Origin of the sequence: Burkholderia sp. AU27893, assembly GCF_002223205.1 — a bacterium.
Classification (GTDB): Bacteria; Pseudomonadota; Gammaproteobacteria; order Burkholderiales; family Burkholderiaceae; genus Burkholderia.
Window position 1 is genome coordinate 1 of the sequence record NZ_NKFD01000002.1, and the last position, 17,690, is coordinate 17,690.

Sequence of the window (17,690 nt, forward strand, 5' to 3'; positions counted from 1 at the left end):
TCGCCACTCGCCACCAGGTGCAAGCACCCGTGCTGCCGTTCGACTTGCATGTGTAAGGCATGCCGCCAGCGTTCAATCTGAGCCAGGATCAAACTCTTCAGTTTAAACCTGTTACTGTTTTCGGTTCAGTTAAGAACCGGTCGCTCACTCAAAGCTGACAGGTAAATGAATTACTTCATAAACCTGACTTACTTTAGTGTGAGACTCTTGATACTTTCGCTATTTGATCCGAGGATCAGCTCGCTTCCATCAAGCGCCCACACTTATCGGCTGTTAATTTTTAAAGAGCATTCTGCGAGGAACTTCGTGTTTCCCGGCAGCGCTGCGTTTTCAGCAGCAGAGAAGCGAGATTATGAACCGTGTTTCGCAGTTCGTCAACAACTTTTTACACTACATCGTTGCGACCGCGGGGCTCAACTTCCAGGCTAGTGGCGCGCTCCAGACTCCAGCACACCGCCAACCCTGCTTCCCTTCTCCCGCGCCGCGTTTCCGTTAGCGCGAAAGAGGCGTGATTGTAGGTAGCTCGCGACATTCGCGCAAGGGGTTTGAAGCAACTTTTTTACAAAAGCTGCAATTTGGCCAGCCGGCCATGTGTCGGCACGAGACCGCTTATGGTGCAAAGAACGGACTAGAATGTGAGGCTCTTCGCCTCTTTCTATATACGTCTTTAATATGCGCCAGCGAATCGCCAAACGCCTCCCCCCCGATGCCGACAAACTGGTCGGCCTGTCGCTTGCGCTCTTCGCCTCGGGCAGCCGCATCGAGGACCGCTTCTGGGAAGCGAAGCTCGACGCGCTGCTCGCCAAGATTGTCCGCAACGGCAACCAGACCACGCTCGACGCAGCGCTCGACCATCTGCAGCAGAATCACCCCGACGCCTATGGCGCGCTCGCCGACATGGCCGAGACGCACAGTGAGTCGATGGTGATCGAGCACGACGGCCAACCGTTCGATGCGCTGCTGGTCGCCGTCCCGGTTCTCGCATGGACGCGCTACATGATTCCGTCGGGCCCGCTCAAGGGCGACGTTGCCGACGCACTTCGAACGCACCTGCAGGCGCACGTCCTTGCGAACGGCACCCTCGTCGGGCTTGCCCCGTTCCTCTATAGCATCGACCAGTTGCCGCGACACCACGTCGAGACCTATCGGCTCGCCCAGCAGCTCGCGCATGGGGCGATCAGCCAGCATACGCCCAAGCTCAGCTTCGGCGACCTGCCCGAAACCTCGCCGATCCTCGCCGACCCGCGCTTCCTGCTCGCCGTCGTTGCGGCCCCCGCCGGCGCTCCGCTGTTCCGCTGGCAGGAAGAAGAAAACGGCAGCCGGATCGAACGCGGCCAGTGCCTCGAGCAATGGACGGCCCAAGGCGGCCCGAACCTGTCGATCGCGCTGCCCGGCTGCGAATTCGAATGCCTGCTTCCGGACGCGTACTATTCGGCCTGCCGGGATGCGGACGAACGTATCCGTCCACATACGGTCCGAACGGCCATTCGTTATCTATTCGACACACTTGGTGCGGCACCGCAAGAGCTGCGCGCGGTGGTCGCCGGCTTCGGCGAACGCCGTATCGACGAGTACCGTGTCGGCTTCACGCGGCGTGCCAGCAACGACGTAATCTACGGCGTCGTATGGCCGCTCTACGGGCGTGAAAACGGCGACTTGTCGATCGACAGTGCGACGCTCGAAGGCGAAGCGCCGATCGAAGGACCGGTCGAGGAAATCGTGAGTCTGCTCAAGGAATGCGGCGTAACCGACGTCCGGCGGCACGCCGGGCGCTTCGAACCCGAATATTGCGATGACTGCGGCGTGCCGCTCTATGCAGATCCGCTCGGTGAAATCGTCCACGCGGAAATGCCGGAAGACGCGTCCCCCGCCCAGCCGCACTTCCACTAATCCGCAGCACAGCAGGCCCGACGGCCTGCCCGCCTGAAGCCGCTCACGGTTCCCGCCGGAGCGGCTTTTTACTTGTCTGTCCTCCCGCCGCCCGAAATTTCATACTTTTCCTAAGCCTTTCAGCCAAGCAGACATCGTGTAAGGTCTTTGTCATTATCAGACCCAAGGCATGCCAGACGGCAGATCAATGGCTCACATTACGGAGGTTGAATATGCGGTTCCTGATGCTCAATTCAGACGCCGAGCGGCGTGACGGACTGAAGGCCCTGTTGCGACAGATCGACCGTCACGCCGGCATCAACGATGTGCCCGACAGTTTTCAGGCGCGCCGGCTACTGCGCAACCAGCGTTTCGACCTGGTCGCGATCGACTGGCTCGACGTCGGCCGGCTCAGCGAGCTTCAGGCGCTGTGCAGCGCGTGCTCGCCGACACCGGTCGCCGTCCTCGTCGACGAAACATCGCCAGAGGCCATCCAGCGCTTCTTCAACTACGGTGTCGCCGGCGTGATCCCGCATTCCACGCGGCCACACCTGATCGTGCGTGCGCTCGAGATCGTACTGCTGGGCGGACACTACATTCCGCCGATCGCCCTGCGCCTGCTGCCTTCCACTGCTGCGGCGCGCTACGATGCCCATTTCCAGACGCTCGCCGGGTCGCTTCCCCGGCGGCCGCCAAGCGGCCTCCTGTCGCCGCGACAAGCGCAGATCATGCGCTTCGTCCACATGGGCAGCACCAACAAGATGATCGCTCGCACACTCGGCATCAGCGAAGGCACCGTCAAGATCCACCTCGCCAGCATCTTCCAGCAGCTTGGTGCCGCCAACCGGGCCGCCGCGGTCGCCATCTACAACGGCTGGCTGTCGCCCCACCTCGAGGTGCTGTTGGCGAATCGCAGTCGTGCGCGCAAGCCGCCCATCGGCGAACAGGGCCCGGTTCCGCTGCGTACGCAACGGAGTAACCGCCCGTACCCGTTGCCGGCCTCGATCGATAGCGCGCAGGACCTGCCGATCGCCGCCGAGCCGCCGGCGCGGTTCCGGCGCGAACGCTAGCCAAACAGTCTCGATATTGCGACGGTCGGTGTGTGCGGATTCCCACCTTTGATGCTCAACGAGTAATATGGACGCATGGGTTTTCTTTTCACACCGCTTCCGCTCTGGGTTGGCATCGGTGGCTGGATCGCCGCCGTGGCCCTGCTCGCGCTCGCGATCTGGAATCGTCCCTTCGTGCGCCTGCAGGACGCCACGCTCCAGCACGTGTGGCTCGCGCTCGTCACCGCCATTGCGGTCCTCTGGGCCTCGAATGCGTGGCTCGACGATGGCATCGTCATGCATCTGCTTGGCGCGACGCTGCTCGTCACGCTATTCGACTGGACACTCGCACTGATCGCGATGGGCGCTGTCACGGCGGTCGCCGCGATCATCTTCGATGCGCCCTGGCAGGGCATTGGCCTGACCTATCTGATCTACGGCGCGCTGCCGGTCGCCGTGTCGGCCTTGCTGCAGCGCGCCGCACTCGCATGGTTGCCGCACAATCTCGCGTCGTTCATTACCGGCCAGGGATTCCTGTCGCCCGCCATCGCGATCATCGCGGTCGCCGCTGCCGCTGCCGGGGTCCAACTCGCGCTCGCGGATGGCGTTCCCGTCGTGATTCCGGCCGGCTATCTGCTGAACACCGCGCTTCTCGCGCTTGGCGAAGCATGGTTCACCGGCATGGCAACCGCACTCATCGCTGTCTATCGTCCCGCGTGGGTCACGACCTTCGACGTCCGGCGCTATCGTCTCGGCGGCCCGCGCGCCTGAATTGCCCTCCGGCAACGGCGCCGTCATCACGCGCCGCCCCTCCTCGCTCAGTACGGCAGAATGCGACATCTACTGCCGCACAACTTTTTTACGCTAAGATTGAACTCCGGTTCTTCATCGGGCATCTATACGTGCCCGATGTCTCATTCGCTCCTCACCAATAACCAGATGGACAGCTCTCCTGCGTCGCTCCGGATTTTCCGGGCGCTCGGCAAGCTGGCAGCCTGCATTGCGGGCCTGTCGCTTGCGCTTCCGACACCGGCATTCGCCGATCTGCTCGACCAGCGCTCCGAACTGATCAACAAATTCGTCAACGAAATGCATGCCGATCCGCTCGCCGCCGATTGTGCAGCGCACGGCAGTTTCATCGCCAGCACGTCGTCGGCCTTCGACCGCGTCGACTTCGCGCCGAACGCATTCGACAGCGGCAACGCGACTATCACGCCATGGAATGACTCGTTCGACCAGGGCAAGCAGCGCGTGAAGGTCGACAATATCGTCACGGTCGACGGCCTCGGCGTCCATAGCGACGGCGGCGACCCGACGCCGCTGAAATTCCGATGCGGCTATGTCGGTCAGCAGATGCTCGCGTTCAGCTGGAACGACCCGGTTCCGCCGCTTAAGCCGCGCGTCGAGCGCTCCTCGTCCTCGACGAAGAAATTCAAGGGCAAGTCGCACCGAGGCAAGGGCAAGGCAAAGGCATCGGGCCGTACCGGCAGCAAGAAGGCCGTCGGCACGAAAAAGTCGAGCGGCCAGAAAAAAGTCGTGAAGAAGACCGCGAAGAAGTCCTGATCCGCCGAAGCGACATCCACAGAAGTAAAAAAGCCGGGGCATCCTGAGATGCCCCGGCTTTTTCATACGGCGACGCTACGCTTACGCAAACGTGTCGACGTGCACCAGGATCGCCGCCAGCATCGCCGCGCCGAGCGCCGCGCTTCGCTCGCCGTTCCAGCCGACGCGTTCGTCGGGCAGGTTCGCGTTGTCCTTGAACGGCATCTCGAGCGTCAGCGACAGACAGCCGAACTGATGGCCGATGTACTTCGACGCGAGCTTGAGCGCGTCCTCCTTGTACTTGCTTGCGGCATAGCCGTGCTCAGTCTGGAAGTCCGGGCTCGCGACCTTGAACGCTTCGATGAACGCGGTCTGCTCCTTGCCCTGCTGCTCGGTAAAGCTCGGCAGCATCTCGGATCCGGCAACGAACACATACGGCAGATCCTCGTCGCCGTGGATGTCGAAGAACATGTCGCAGCCGATCGCATGGATTGCATCGCGCACGGCCAGCACCTCGGGGCTGCGCTCGGCATCGGGCGCCATCCACTCGCGGTTCAGGTTCGCGCCTGCGGCATTGGTGCGCAGGTTGCCATGCACGCTGCCGTCCGGGTTCATGTTCGGGACGATATAGAACGTCGCACGATCGTACAGCTTGCGCGCGACCGGGTCGCCTGCCCAGTCGCCCCATCCGGCCAGCCGCTTGACGAGGCCTTCGACGAACCATTCGGCCATCGACTCGCCGGGATGCTGGCGCGCGATGATCCACACCTTCTTCTTCGGCGCGCCGTCGGTTTCCGGCGTACCGAGCGTCAGCAGCGACATCGGGCGACCTTCAACCGTGCGGCCGAGTTCGACGACGCTCGCCTGCGGCAACTGCTGGACCGCACCGAGAAACGCGGCGTGACGCTCTTCCGAGTACGGTTCGAAATACGCGTAGTAGATGCTGTCGAATTCCGGCGTATGGTCGATGGTCATCGTCTTGCCGTCGAACGTCGTCGGCACGCGAAACCAGTCGACCCGGTCATAGCTCGCCACCGCGCTGTAATTGCGCCAGCCCGACGGATACGCGCATTCGGCAGCATTCTCGAACGTCATCACGCAGCGCTCGCCGCGCGCGCCCGTCAAGCGGTAGTAAAACCATTGCGCGAATTCCGAGCGGGTGTCGCCGCGCACACGCAGCCGAATCGCATCGGGGCCGTCGCACGACACGACGTCGATTGCGCCTGCGTCGAAATTGCTGGTGATCGAAAGGGCCATCTGTCTCTCCTGGGGCGACCGGAACAGGCGGTGTAGCGCTTGCCCGGCCTCATGCATGCGCCGGCCGTCTCGTGAACGGCCGGCAGGGTCACTCGCCGACTCGCCGGCGATATACGTAAGTCGAATCGTTCGACGCGGCCGCATCGAACGCATAGCCTTCCGTCGCGAAATCCTTCAGCGCCTTCGGGTCGGTGATACGGTTCTCGACGATAAAACGCGCCATCAGGCCGCGCGCACGCTTCGCATGGAAGCTGATGATCTTGTAGCGGCCGCCCTTCCAGTCCTCGAACACCGGCGTGATGACCGGTGCGACCAGCAGTTTCGGCTTGACCGACTTGAAGTATTCGGTCGACGCGCAGTTGACCAGCACGCGCGCCGCGCCGCTATGCGTTTCGAGCTGTTCGTTCAGCGCCCGCGTGATGCGGTCACCCCAGAACGCGTACAGATCCTTGCCGCGCGCGTTCGCGAAGCGCGTGCCCATCTCGAGCCGGTACGGCTGCAGCAGGTCGAGCGGACGCAGCAGCCCGTACAGGCCCGACAGCACGCGCACGTGCTGCTGCGCATAGTCGAGATCGGCGGACGACAGCGATTTCGCGTCGAAACCTTCATAGACGTCGCCGTTGAACGCGAGCACGGCCTGCTTCGCGTTGGCCGGCGTAAAGGTCCGCGACCAATCCGCGTAGCGCTGGAAATTCAGGCGCGCGAGCGGATCGGAAATATCCATCAGCGTTGCGATATCCTGCGGCGACAACTTGCGCAGGCCGTCGATCAGCTCGGACGCGTCGTCGACGAATGCAGGCTTCGTGTAAGACTGGACGTGCGCGGGCGTATCGTAGTCGAGGGATTTGGCTGGAGAGAGAACGATTATCATAGAGGCTCGCTGGCACGCCGTGCCTTGCGGTCAGACGAAAACCACCGATTGTAACGAATGACCCGCTCTCTCGCCCCGCACGCCGCGCACCGCGTCGTGCTCGACTCGAACGTCTGGATCGACATCCTCGTATTCGACGACCCCGCTACGCGCCCGATCCGGGCCGCGCTGGAACGCGGCGCGCTGGCCGCCGTGATCGACGGCCGCTGCCTGACCGAGCTCGAATACGTGCTCGACTATCCGCAGTTCCAGTCGCGCGCCATCGACAAGGCGGCCGCACTCGCGACCGTCGCCCGGCTCGCGAGCCTCGTCGAGCCGCCGCCCGTCGACGCCGACGCGCCGCCGCTGCCGAAGTGCAAGGACCGCGACGACCAGAAGTTTCTCGAACTCGCCCGCGCCGCGCAGGCCGAGTGGCTCGTATCGAAAGACCGCGCGCTGCTGAAGCTCGCGAAGCGCACCGCACGCGACTTCGGCTTCCGGATCGCGCAGCCCGCGCCATTTACCGAGGCCTGCTCGCTCGACGCCGCGCCGGACACGACGACCACGCCGGCCTGACCTACGCCGCACCACCCGATTTCGACCGTATCGATGAACGCTCCTTCAGACATGCCAACGACTCCCGTTTTCCCCTCGCGCCTGCCGAACGTCGGCACGACGATCTTCACGGTCATGAGCGCGCTTGCCGCCGAAAAAGGCGCGGTGAACCTCGGCCAGGGCTTTCCGGATTTCGACTGCGATCCGCGCATCATCGATGCGGTGGCCGCCGCGATGCGCAACGGGCACAACCAGTATCCGCCGATGGCCGGTGTCGCGCCGCTGCGCGACGCGATCGCGGACAAGATCGCGCAGGTCTACGGCCGGCGTTACGATCCGGCGACCGAAATCACCGTGACGGCCGGCGCGACGCAGGCGTTGCTGACCGCGATCATGTGCACGGTGCATCCGGGTGATGAAGTGATCGTCGTCGAACCGACCTACGACAGCTACCTGCCGTCGATCGAACTCGCGGGCGGCAAGCCCGTGTTCGTCACGCTGGAAGCGCCCGACTACGCGATCCCGTTCGACCGTCTGGCGGCCGCGATCACGCCGAAAACGCGCATGATCCTGATCAACACGCCACATAACCCGACGGGGACCGTGTGGCGCGAGTCGGACATGCACAAGCTCGAGGAGATCGTGCGCGGCACCAACGTGCTGATCCTGTCCGACGAGGTCTACGAGCACATGGTCTATGACGGCGCGCGCCACGAGAGCGTCGCGCGCTATCCGGAACTCGCCGCGCGCAGCTTCATCGTGTCGAGCTTCGGCAAGACCTATCACGTGACGGGCTGGAAGGTCGGCTATGTCGCGGCGCCTGCCGCGCTGACCGCGGAATTCCGCAAGGTCCACCAGTTCAACGTGTTCACGGTGAACACGCCGATGCAGATCGGGCTCGCCGACTACCTGCGCGACCCGGCGCCGTACCTGACACTTGCCGACTTCTACCAGAAGAAGCGCGATTTCTTCCGCGCCGGCCTCGAGCGCACCCGCTTCAAGCTGCTGCCCTGCACGGGCACGTACTTCCAGTGCGTCGATTATTCGGCGATCAGCGACCTGCCGGAAGCGGAATTCTCGAAGTGGCTCACGTCGGAGATCGGCGTGGCCGCCATTCCGGTGTCGGCGTTCTATCACGAGCCGCACGAATCGGGCGTCGTCCGATTCTGCTTCGCGAAGCAGGAAAGCACGCTCGCGTCCGCGCTCGAACGGCTCGCCCGCCTGTAAGGCCCGCACGGGCGGTCGCACGCCGCCCTGCGGGAACCGCGCTTACGACCGCGCGACGCTCGTCGCGTCGATATACGCCTTGCGCTCGGCCGCCACGCGCTGCGCGGCAGGGCGCTCGCCCACCTTCTTCACGTGCGCCTTCCAGTCGATGCCTGCATCGAGCAGGAAATCTCGCCCGAATACGGCTTTCGTCGCCATGCCGATGACCGGCAGATGAACCCACGCGGCGATGTCCGCGAGGCCGAACGACTCGCCAAGCACATGCGGCGAAAACCGCGTCATCTGCTTGAATGCATCGATCGCGCGCGGCAGGCGCTTCTCGACGTGCGCCTTCATCCCGTCGCTGACCTTGCCGCCAAAAAACGCTTCGGTGTAGACCTCACGCGCCATCCACTCGAGATACAGTTCGAGCGTCTCGATGAGTTCGCGCACCTTCGCGGCCGCGAACGGGCTCGCCGGGAAAATGCCTTTTTCGGGATAGCGCGCCGCCAGGTACTCGATGATCACTTGCGACTCGAACAGCGCGCCTTCTTCGGTCTTCAGAAAGGGAATCTTGCCGAGCGGCGAATCGGCGAGCTGTGCCGGATCGCTGACCGGCAATCCGCATACCGACTCCTCGAACGGAATGTCGTGCTCGAGCAAGACGAACTTCACCTTGTTGTAATAGTTGGACAACGGAATACCGCACAGCTGTAGCATCGGGGTCTCCTTCCTTGCTGAAGCGCGGCCGCATCGATATCGGCCGCATCGGGATTCATCGCGCTGAAAAGCACGTTCGTGCTAGTCTAAAGCAAGTTTTGCGTCCGTCACGACAACAATACATCCGCTACGACAGCGTCCGCATCAGCACGGGCTAGATGTCCGCTGCCGCAGCCCCGCCATCCGATGGAGACACGCTCGCATGAGTGCTGAACTGCTGGCCTCGCGTCCGCCCGAGAGCGAATCGACGCTCGTCCTCACGCTATCCAACCCCGGCGCGCGCAATGCGCTGCATCCCGACATGTACGCGGCCGGCATCGAAGCGCTTGCCACAGCCGAACGGGATCCCGGGATTCGCGCGGTCGTGCTCACCGGCGCCGATCGCTTCTTCTGCGCGGGCGGCAATCTGAACCGGCTGCTCGACAACCGCTCGAAGGATCCGTCCTACCAGGCCGACAGCATCGATCAGCTCGCCGCCTGGGTCACGGCGATCCACGCCTCGACGAAGCCGGTGATCGCAGCGGTGGAAGGCGCCGCGGCCGGCGCGGGCTTCTCGCTCGCGCTCGCGTGCGACCTGATCGTCGCCGCGCACGATGCGAAGTTCGTGATGTCGTATGCGCGTGTCGGCCTGACGCCCGATGGAGGCGGTTCGTGGTTCATCGCCCGCGCGCTGCCGCGTGCGATCGCGGCCGAGATCCTGTTCGAAGGCAAGCCTGTTGCAGCCGAACGTCTGCACACGCTCGGCGTCGTCAACCGGCTCGCCGTGCCCGGCGCGGCACTGACCGATGCCCTGGCATGGGCCGACGCGCTCGCCGGCATCTCGCCGAACGCACTCACGCGCATCAAGTCGCTTCTCGACGACGCGACGACGCAACCGCTCGACGCGCATCTCGCCACGGAGCGCGATCATTTCGTCGCATCGCTGCATCATGCGGACGGGCTCGAAGGCATCACCGCATTTCTCGAGAAACGCCCGCCCCGCTACAAGCGCTGAGCGGTCGTGCGCTTTCGAATTGACCTGTTGCCACCGCATCGACCCGATGCGGCACGGCGACGCCGCCATCTCGACGACTCGGGACGACACGCAATCGCCCCCGGCGCCACTTAGCGCAACACGCAAGCACACGCATCTGCACGCACGTTCCCGTCGCCAGCAGCCCGCATCGATCCATGCTCTAATGACCGCCTGTCGCGGCGCTGCCTGCGCCGTTTCCGCATGCAACAAAGGAGTTCACGATGATCGACGTCTATAGCTGGGCGACCCCGAACGGCCACAAGGTGCACATCATGCTCGAGGAAACGGGCCTCGCCTATCGTGCCCTTCCGGTCGATATCGGTGCGGGCGACCAGTTCAAGCCGGCATTCCTGAAGATCAGCCCGAACAACAAGATCCCCGCGATCGTCGATCCGGACGGCCCCGGCGGCCAGCCGATCTCGCTGTTCGAATCGGGTGCGATCCTGGTCTACCTCGCGGAGAAGACCGGCAAGTTCCTGCCGACCGATCCGGCCGCACGCTACGCGACGCTCGAATGGCTGATGTTCCAGATGGGCGGCGTCGGCCCGATGCTCGGGCAGGCGCACCACTTCCGCCTGTATGCGCCGGAGAAGATCGAGTATGCGGTCAACCGCTACACGAACGAGGCAAAACGCCTGTACAACGTGATGGACAAGCGCCTCGGCGAATCCGAATATCTCGCAGGCGACGCGTACACGATCGCGGACATTGCGACGTTCCCGTGGACGCGCTCGTGGCAGAACCAGGGCATCGTGCTCGACGAATTGCCGAACGTGAAACGCTGGCACGAGGCGATCGCCGCGCGACCGGCCGTGCAACGCGGTGTCGAAGTGCTCGCGTCGATGCGCAAGGCGCTGCAGGACGACAAGGCACGCGAGGTGCTGTTCGGTGCGACGCAATACGCGAAGCACTGACACGCATGTGACGGGCGGAGCGGCATCCGTGCATGCCGCTCCCCGCTTCAGAAGTAATGCAGCGTGATGAATTCCGCCGCGCAGACGGGCAGCGGCACATCGGGACGCTCGACCTGCATCGTCACCGACCACGTCACCTGCACACCGTCCCGCGCGGCCTCGGCGGTTTCCTTTACCGCAAACAGCGCACGCACACGCGCACCGACCGGCACCGGCTTCAGGAACCGCACGCGGTTCAGCCCGTAGTTCACCCCCATCTTCTGCTCGAAACGCATCGCATCGGCCATCAACGCCGGAATCAGCGACAGCGTCAGGAACCCGTGCGCGATCGGGCCGCCGAATGGCGACTCGCGCCGCGCGCGTTCGGGATCGACGTGAATCCATTGATGATCGCCGGTCGCATCGGCAAAGCCATCGACACGACGCTGGTCGATCGCGATCCAGCCGCTCGCGAGCGGCTCCGCGCCGACTCGCGCCTGCAGCGCCTGCGCCGACGCGATCAGCGGCAAGGTCACGTCGGTCATGCCTGCGTACCTCCCGGATGGCGCAGCCCGAAGATCACCTTGGTATGCACGGTGATCACCGTCTCGCCGGCGCCGTTCACGCCGACCCATTCCGTCGACACGATGCCGCGATCGGGCTTGCTCTCCGATACGCGTTTGTCATGAACCTTCTGGTACATCGTGATCGTGTCGCCGGCGCGCACCGGCTTGAGCCAGCGGATCGAATCGATGCCCGGCGAGCCCATGCTCGTCGAGTCCGACCCGAGCTTCTTGATGAGCAGGCTCATGAACACCGAACACGTATGCCATCCGCTCGCGACGAGTCCGCCGAAATGCGATGCTTTTCCGGCTTCTTCGTCGAGGTGGAACGGCTGCGGGTCATAGCGTTGTGCGAACGCCTTGATGTCGTCCGGTTCGAACGTGTAACGGCCCACTTCGGTGGTACTGCCGACCACCAGGTCTTCATAACTGATGCCCACTCGGTGTCTCCTTGTCTGGTGCGCTCGCGCGTCGCCGTCATGCTGCGTCGGTCTGCGCGAAATCGGGCAGCGCCGCGATGCGGGCAAGATGATGATCGGTGTCGCCGAGCGTCGTCTCGATGATCGTCAGCCGCTTGAACAAGTGCGCGGCGGCGACCTCGTTGGTCACGCCCATGCCGCCGTGCAGCTGGACGGCCTGCTGGCCGACGAAGCGCGCGGCGGCGCCGACACGCGCTTTCGCGGCCGACACGGCCTTGCGCCGCGCATCGGCATCGCCGCTCGCGTAGCGTACGGCTGCCAGGTAGGTCAGCGAACGCGCCTGTTCGGCATGGATCAGCATGTCGACCATCCGGTGCTGCAGCGCCTGGAAGCGCGCGATCGGCACGCCGAACTGTTCGCGCGTCTTCGTGTATTCGACCGTCGCGCGATTCAGTTCGTCGAGCACGCCGACCGCTTCCGCGCACAGCAGGAACGTCGCGTAATCGGCAACCTGCTCGAGGGCCGCAGCGTCGCGCGCTCCACCCGTCAGCAGTCGCGCCGGCGTTTCATTGAACCCGATCGTCGCGGCACGCTGGCCGTCGATCGTCCGGTAGTCGACCACCTTCGCGTTCGCGGCATCCCGTTCGACGACGAAGAGGCCGATGCCGCCACCATCGACGCGTGCGGGCACGATCCACGCATCCGCCTGTGCGCCATGCTGAACGACCGACTTCGTGCCGGTCAGCCGGTACGTGCCGCTCTGCTCGCGCGCATGCGTGTCGAGTTCGAACAGGTCGTAGCGCGCATGCGGTTCGTGGAACGCGACTGCCACGCGCTTTTGCCCCTGCGCGACGGCTTCCAGCAGCGCCGCATCCTCACCCGCGCCGGAACCGGCAATGCGCAAGGCCTCGACGCCCACCGCCGTTGCCCAGTACGGCTCGATCACGAGCGCACGGCCGAGTTCCTGCATCACGACCAGCATGTCGACCGGGCCGCCGCCGAAGCCACCCTGCGCGTCCGGCACGGGCAGCGCGGTCAACCCCAGTTCCGCGAACGCACTCCATTGCGTGTCCGACACACCCGCATCGCTGCGCACGATTGCCTGCCGCGCTTCGAAGCCGTATTGCTCGCCGAGATAACGGCGCAGCGCGTCGGCAAACTGCTGCTGCTCATCGGTAAAGCTGAAATCCATGGTTGTCTCCGTTCCCTGATCACAGCCCCAGAATCATCTGCGCGATGATGTTCTTCTGGATCTCGTTCGAGCCGCCGTAGATCGACGTCTTCCGATAATTGAAGTAGTACGCGGCAAGGGGTGCCGCATCGTCGTCGCCCGCGATGCTGTGCTCGCGCTGGCCGTCGAGGAACGGTACGTCGAACGGCGCGGCGAGCGGGCCGATCGCGTCGACCATCAACTCGGTGAGCGCCTGCTGCACTTCCGTGCCCTTGATCTTCAGCATCGACGCCTCGGGGCCGGGCCCCTTGCCGCTCGTCTCGCGGCTGACGACGCGCAGCACCGTCACCTCCAGCGCCATCAGCTCGACCTCGAGCGCCGCGACCTTCGCGGCGAACACGGGATCGGCGAGCAACGGCTTGCCGTTCTTGCGCTGGTTCGACGCCACACGCTTCAGGAACGCGAGCTCGCGCTTCGACCCGCCGACGCGCGCGATGCCGGTGCGCTCATGGCCAAGCAGGTATTTCGCGTAGGTCCAGCCGCGGTTCTCGTCGCCGACGAGATTCTCGACCGGCACCTTCACGTCCTCGAAGAACACCTCGTTGACCTCGTGGTCCTCGTCGAGCATGACGATCGGGCGCACCGTGATGCCGGGCGTCTTCATGTCGATCAGCAGGAACGAGATGCCCTCCTGTTTCTTCGCGGCCGGATCGGTGCGCACGAGGCAGAACATCATGTCGGCGTACTGGCCGAGCGTCGTCCAGGTCTTCTGGCCATTGACGACGTAGTGGTCGCCCTGGCGCTCCGCGCGCGTGCGCAACGACGCGAGGTCGGATCCCGAACCCGGCTCCGAATAGCCCTGGCACCACCAGTCGGTGCCATCGAGAATGCGCGGCAGATAATGACGTTTCTGCGCTTCGCTGCCGTATTTCATCAGCACCGGCGCGACCATCGATACGCCAAACGGCAGCACGGTCGGCGCACCGATCCGCGCGCACTCCTCTTCCCAGATGTGTCGTTGCGTCGCGTTCCAGTCCGGGCCGCCATATTCGACCGGCCACGCGGGCGCAGACCAGCCGCGCTGGCCGAGAATCCGGTGCCAGCTCGCGAAATCCTCGCGATCGAGTCGTTTGTGATCGAGTACTTTGGCGCGCAGTGCGTGAGGCAGGTTGGCCTCGAGCCAGGCGCGGACGTCGACGCGGAACGCGTCGTCCGAGGGGGAGTAATCCAGATCCATGCGCAGTGTCTCCTGTCGACCGGAGTTAGCGCTTCAGCGGTTAGTCCGGTCCCATGCAAGGCTGTCCGCAGCCGTCCGGCCCGGCAAGGACTCACTGCAATGTCATTGCAGCGGTTCTTTGAGCGCGGCAGGAATCGGCAGCGGCATCACGTCGATGCCTTCTTCGGCCAAGGATTGCGCATCTTCGGGCGTCGTGACGCCACGAATGCTGCGTGCCGGCGCCTCGTTGTAATGGATGCGCCGCGCTTCCTCAGCGAAGCGCTCGCCCACATTCTCGGTTTTCTCCAGCACCTCGCGCAGCGCACGCATTACCTGCGCCTGCAGTGCACGCGAATCGACCGGCTGGGCCTGCGTCGCGCCCGACAGGTTCAGGCGCGGCGCCGACGGCAGACGGTTGACCTCGGTCGTTCCGCACACCGGACATTCAACCAGCTTGCGGGACAACTGCGCTTCGAATTCATCGGCGGAAGCGAACCAGCCTTCGAACCGATGACCGTGCGGGCACTGTAAATCGAGGACCTTCATGCTGAATCAGGGCGTGTGGCGAGTGTAGCGCAAAAAGCGGTTTTGTGAACGGTCGTGCTAAATATCGGTCGCGCGACGCGGCGGCGCCGCGTCACCGGATTGTAACGCGGCGCCCCACCCGTTGCTGACGCCGCGCTCAGGGCGTCAGGACCGGCCCGAGCGGCCACGTGCCGGACAGCACCTTGTCGAGCCACATCGTGCCGATGATCGTCTTCACGTCGGAGATCTGGCCCGTGCGCACCCATTCCTGCAGGTCGGCCTGCGTCGCAGTGAAGGTCTCGAGGAATTCGCCTTCATCGAGCTTGCGCTCGCCGGCCGTCAGCCCGCGCGCCAGGTACAGGTCGATGAATTCGGTCGAATAGGAAATGATCGGGTGAATCCGGGCCAGGAACACGTACTCGCGTGCCGTGTAGCCGGTTTCTTCACGCAGTTCGCGCACCGCGCATGCGAGCGCGCCTTCGTTCGGATCGAGCTTGCCGGCCGGGAATTCGGCCATCACCTTGCCGATCGGGTAGCGATACTGGCTTTCCATCAGCACGCGGCCGTCGTCGAACAGCGGGATCACCATCACCGCGCCCGGATGCTGGACGTATTCGCGCGTGGCCTTCTTGCCATCCGGCAGACGGACGGTATCGCGCTTGAGCTTGAGGAACGCGCCGTCGAAGATCGCCTCGCTTTCGAGGCAGGTTTCGGTCAGTGCGGCGTCGTGATTGGGTAGTTCGGCCATCGGCGGCTCCAAAATTGAGCGCGACGGCCAAGGGCCTGTCCGCGCTAATAACAAGCTTGCGCTGGCCGCCAGAAGGGCCGAGCGCAAGGAATGCGACGAAGCGAATACTCGACGTATTCGCGAGGAGCATGACGCAGCGATCGGCCCTTCTGGCGGCCAGCCCCCATACAGCATTTTTCCAATCAGGGGAACGCGCCTTACCGGCCGTACTGCGGCGTCGATCGTCGCTTGTTTGGCGCGGCCAAACGGCGCTCCTCACTCCTTGCATTACGGCCGGTAAGGCGCGTTCGCAAGCTTGTTATTAGCGCGGACAGGCCCTTGTCAGCGTCGTTTGACGAGATACTGGAACGTGAAGCCGGGAAACGCGAACACGACGAAAAGACTGAACGTGATCGCGTAGAACTGCCAGCCCTGTTCGAAGCGGTTGCCGGCGCGCGACTCGAGCCAGAAGCCGAGCGCGCCGACGATGAAGTACAGCACGATCAGCTCGCCGATCCGCACCCACCCGCTCTTCTTCGCCGTGCCGAACGGCACGACGGCGAAGAGGCGTTGGTTCAGGAACGGCAGGTTGGCGCAGACGAGCGCCAACAGCACGATAAACCAGCCGGCTGCCGACATTACAGCGGCAGCGTGTGACGAATTGCCTGCAGGCAGGCCGTCAGCAGCGGGCTCGGGATCAGGCCGAGCGCGACGACCGCGAGGCCGTTCAGCACCAGGATCGTGCGCTTGCAGAAATCGCCCGAAATCGGCGTCGTATCCTGCGGTGCATCGAAGTACATCAGCTTCACGATGCGCAGGTAGTAGAACGCGCCGAACAGCGACGTGATCACGGCCAGCACGGCCAGCCACGTGAGGCCTGCGTTGACGGTCGCCTCGAGCACGGCGAGCTTCGCGTAGAAGCCGACGGTCGGCGGAATACCGGCCAGCGAGAACATCATGACCATCATCACGAACGCGAACACCGGGCTGCGCTTGTTGAGGCCCTTGAAGTCGTCGATCGTTTCGGCTTCGAAATCGCGGCGTGCGAGCAGCATCACCACGCCGAACGAGCCAAGCGTCGTGATCAGGTAGACGATCGCGTAGAACATCGCCGAGCTGTATGCGTTCGCCGGCGCCGTTGCGTCGCCCTTCACGATACCCGCGAGCAGGCCGAGCAGCACGAAGCCCATGTTCGAGATCGCCGAGTACGCAAGCATCCGCTTGATGTTGCGCTGGACGATACCCGTGATGTTGCCGACGATCAGCGACAGTGCGGCCAGGATCACGAGCGCGGTCTGCCAGTTCTGTGCGAGCGGCAGCAGGCCCATCACCAGGAAGCGCAGGCCCCACGCGAACGCGGCAACCTTCGGGCCGCCGCCGACGAACAGCGTCATCGCGGTCGGTGCGCCCTGGTAGACGTCCGGCACCCACATGTGGAACGGCACGGCGCCGAGCTTGAACGCGATACCGGCGACGATGAAAACCACGCCGAACATCAGCACGGCTGCGTCGGTGTTGCCGCCGACCGCCTTGTACACCTCGCCCAGCTCGAGCGAGCCGGTCGCACCGTACAGCATCGAGATGCCGTACAGCACGAAGCCCGATGCGAGCGCGCCCAGCACGTAGTACTTCATCGCGGCTTCGCTCGACTGTGCGGCATCGCGGCGCAGCGCGATGACGGCGTACAGCGACAGCGACATCAGTTCGAGACCGAGGTACAGCGTCAGGAAGTTGTTGCCCGACACCATGACCAGCTGACCGAGCAGCGAGAACATGCCGAGCAGGAACACGTCGCCGCGGAACATGTCGCGATCTTCGAGGTACTTGCGCGAATAGACGAGCGAGACCGCGAAACCGAACGACACGACAGCCTTCATCATGCTCGCGAACGAGTCGACGACGACCATCTTCGAGAAGAAGTAGTACTGCTGCGGGTCGAGTGCCTGCACCGCGAACCACACGCCGGCGACGACCGACGAGACGACCGCGATCAGATAAGTCAGGCGGCGGCCGGAGGCGCCGGTAAAGGTGTCGTTCAGCCATGCGACGACGATGGCGGCCAGCACCAGCGCGTCAGGCAACAGAACATTCATAGGGGCGTTTTGCATGATCT

The 17,690-nt window shown here is 64.1% G+C and carries 19 protein-coding genes and 1 rRNA gene; 8 read left to right on the plus strand and 12 right to left on the minus strand.

The features are described 5' to 3' along the window. Positions 1-104, minus strand: a 16S ribosomal RNA gene (locus CFB47_RS13020); the annotation flags it as partial. Positions 105-672: 568 nt separating this feature from the next. Here CFB47_RS13020 and CFB47_RS13025 point away from each other — a divergent pair. The 4 genes from CFB47_RS13025 to CFB47_RS13045 all read left to right on the plus strand — a co-directional run bounded on the left by CFB47_RS13025 (position 673) and on the right by CFB47_RS13045 (position 4,481). Beyond that, positions 673-1,890, plus strand: a complete 1,218-nt coding sequence (locus CFB47_RS13025) for a DUF2863 family protein (RefSeq protein ID WP_089440650.1) — start codon at positions 673-675, stop codon at positions 1,888-1,890. 212 nt (positions 1,891-2,102) lie between these two features. Beyond that, the gene (locus CFB47_RS13030) at positions 2,103-2,939 is read left to right on the plus strand and encodes a response regulator transcription factor (RefSeq protein ID WP_089440651.1); all 837 of its coding nucleotides are present in this window, start codon (positions 2,103-2,105) and stop codon (positions 2,937-2,939) included. Positions 2,940-3,014: 75 nt separating this feature from the next. After that, on the plus strand, positions 3,015-3,689 hold the full coding sequence (locus tag CFB47_RS13035) for an energy-coupling factor ABC transporter permease (RefSeq protein WP_072440675.1): 675 nt from the start codon (positions 3,015-3,017) through the stop codon (positions 3,687-3,689). A 138-nt stretch (positions 3,690-3,827) separates the two neighbouring features. Beyond that, positions 3,828-4,481, plus strand: coding sequence for a BspC domain-containing protein (locus CFB47_RS13045; RefSeq protein WP_089461428.1), 654 nt, complete (start codon positions 3,828-3,830; stop codon positions 4,479-4,481). An 81-nt stretch (positions 4,482-4,562) separates the two neighbouring features. On the opposite strand, the gene CFB47_RS13050 is transcribed toward CFB47_RS13045, so the two are convergent. Further along, the gene (locus CFB47_RS13050) at positions 4,563-5,717 is read right to left on the minus strand and encodes a M14-type cytosolic carboxypeptidase (RefSeq protein ID WP_089456633.1); all 1,155 of its coding nucleotides are present in this window, start codon (positions 5,715-5,717) and stop codon (positions 4,563-4,565) included. An 88-nt stretch (positions 5,718-5,805) separates the two neighbouring features. Next, a complete protein-coding gene (gene yaaA, locus CFB47_RS13055) occupies positions 5,806-6,588 on the minus strand; it encodes a peroxide stress protein YaaA (protein WP_089461429.1) in 783 nt (260 codons plus the stop codon). Positions 6,589-6,645: 57 nt separating this feature from the next. Between yaaA and CFB47_RS13060 the strand changes: the two genes are divergently transcribed. After that, positions 6,646-7,143: a putative toxin-antitoxin system toxin component, PIN family gene (locus CFB47_RS13060; RefSeq protein WP_089440656.1), complete on the plus strand. Its 498-nt coding sequence runs from the start codon at positions 6,646-6,648 to the stop codon at positions 7,141-7,143. Positions 7,144-7,176: 33 nt separating this feature from the next. Further along, positions 7,177-8,349 carry a pyridoxal phosphate-dependent aminotransferase gene (locus CFB47_RS13065; protein WP_089456635.1) on the plus strand — a complete coding sequence of 391 codons (1,173 nt, stop codon included), beginning with the start codon at positions 7,177-7,179 and terminating at the stop codon, positions 8,347-8,349. 42 nt (positions 8,350-8,391) lie between these two features. Here the strand turns inward: CFB47_RS13065 and CFB47_RS13070 are convergent, their stop codons facing one another. Continuing rightward, on the minus strand, positions 8,392-9,048 hold the full coding sequence (locus CFB47_RS13070) for a glutathione S-transferase (RefSeq protein WP_089461430.1): 657 nt from the start codon (positions 9,046-9,048) through the stop codon (positions 8,392-8,394). 202 nt (positions 9,049-9,250) lie between these two features. Here CFB47_RS13070 and CFB47_RS13075 point away from each other — a divergent pair, with 202 nt between their 5' ends. Continuing rightward, a complete protein-coding gene (locus tag CFB47_RS13075; protein WP_069248459.1) occupies positions 9,251-10,042 on the plus strand; it encodes an oxepin-CoA hydrolase, alternative type in 792 nt (263 codons plus the stop codon). A 242-nt stretch (positions 10,043-10,284) separates the two neighbouring features. Continuing rightward, positions 10,285-10,977: a glutathione binding-like protein gene (locus CFB47_RS13080; RefSeq protein ID WP_089461431.1), complete on the plus strand. Its 693-nt coding sequence runs from the start codon at positions 10,285-10,287 to the stop codon at positions 10,975-10,977. A 47-nt stretch (positions 10,978-11,024) separates the two neighbouring features. On the opposite strand, the gene CFB47_RS13085 is transcribed toward CFB47_RS13080, so the two are convergent. The 8 genes from CFB47_RS13085 to nuoN form a co-directional block, all read right to left on the minus strand. After that, the gene (locus CFB47_RS13085) at positions 11,025-11,501 is read right to left on the minus strand and encodes a MaoC family dehydratase (RefSeq protein WP_039370625.1); all 477 of its coding nucleotides are present in this window, start codon (positions 11,499-11,501) and stop codon (positions 11,025-11,027) included. After that, positions 11,498-11,959, minus strand: a complete 462-nt coding sequence (locus CFB47_RS13090; RefSeq protein WP_089425972.1) for a MaoC family dehydratase — start codon at positions 11,957-11,959, stop codon at positions 11,498-11,500. Before CFB47_RS13090 ends, CFB47_RS13085 begins: the two co-directional genes overlap by 4 nt. A 37-nt stretch (positions 11,960-11,996) precedes the next feature. After that, the gene (locus CFB47_RS13095; RefSeq protein WP_089461432.1) at positions 11,997-13,130 is read right to left on the minus strand and encodes an acyl-CoA dehydrogenase family protein; all 1,134 of its coding nucleotides are present in this window, start codon (positions 13,128-13,130) and stop codon (positions 11,997-11,999) included. Positions 13,131-13,149: 19 nt separating this feature from the next. Further along, entirely contained in the window at positions 13,150-14,346 is a 1,197-nt protein-coding gene (locus tag CFB47_RS13100; RefSeq protein WP_089461433.1) for an acyl-CoA dehydrogenase family protein, read from the minus strand. Positions 14,347-14,448: 102 nt separating this feature from the next. Beyond that, complete coding sequence (locus CFB47_RS13105; protein ID WP_046544753.1) at positions 14,449-14,871, minus strand: DUF1178 family protein; 423 nt, start codon at positions 14,869-14,871, stop codon at positions 14,449-14,451. Between the two features lie 136 nt (positions 14,872-15,007). Beyond that, positions 15,008-15,598, minus strand: a complete 591-nt coding sequence (locus tag CFB47_RS13110) for an NUDIX domain-containing protein (RefSeq protein ID WP_069248464.1) — start codon at positions 15,596-15,598, stop codon at positions 15,008-15,010. A gap of 321 nt (positions 15,599-15,919) precedes the next feature. Continuing rightward, a complete protein-coding gene (locus CFB47_RS13120) occupies positions 15,920-16,216 on the minus strand; it encodes a DUF2818 family protein (RefSeq protein WP_046544751.1) in 297 nt (98 codons plus the stop codon). Continuing rightward, entirely contained in the window at positions 16,216-17,670 is a 1,455-nt protein-coding gene (gene nuoN / locus CFB47_RS13125) for an NADH-quinone oxidoreductase subunit NuoN (protein WP_039370611.1), read from the minus strand. The genes CFB47_RS13120 and nuoN overlap by 1 nt, the downstream gene beginning before the upstream one ends. Between the last annotated feature and the right edge of the window lie 20 nt (positions 17,671-17,690).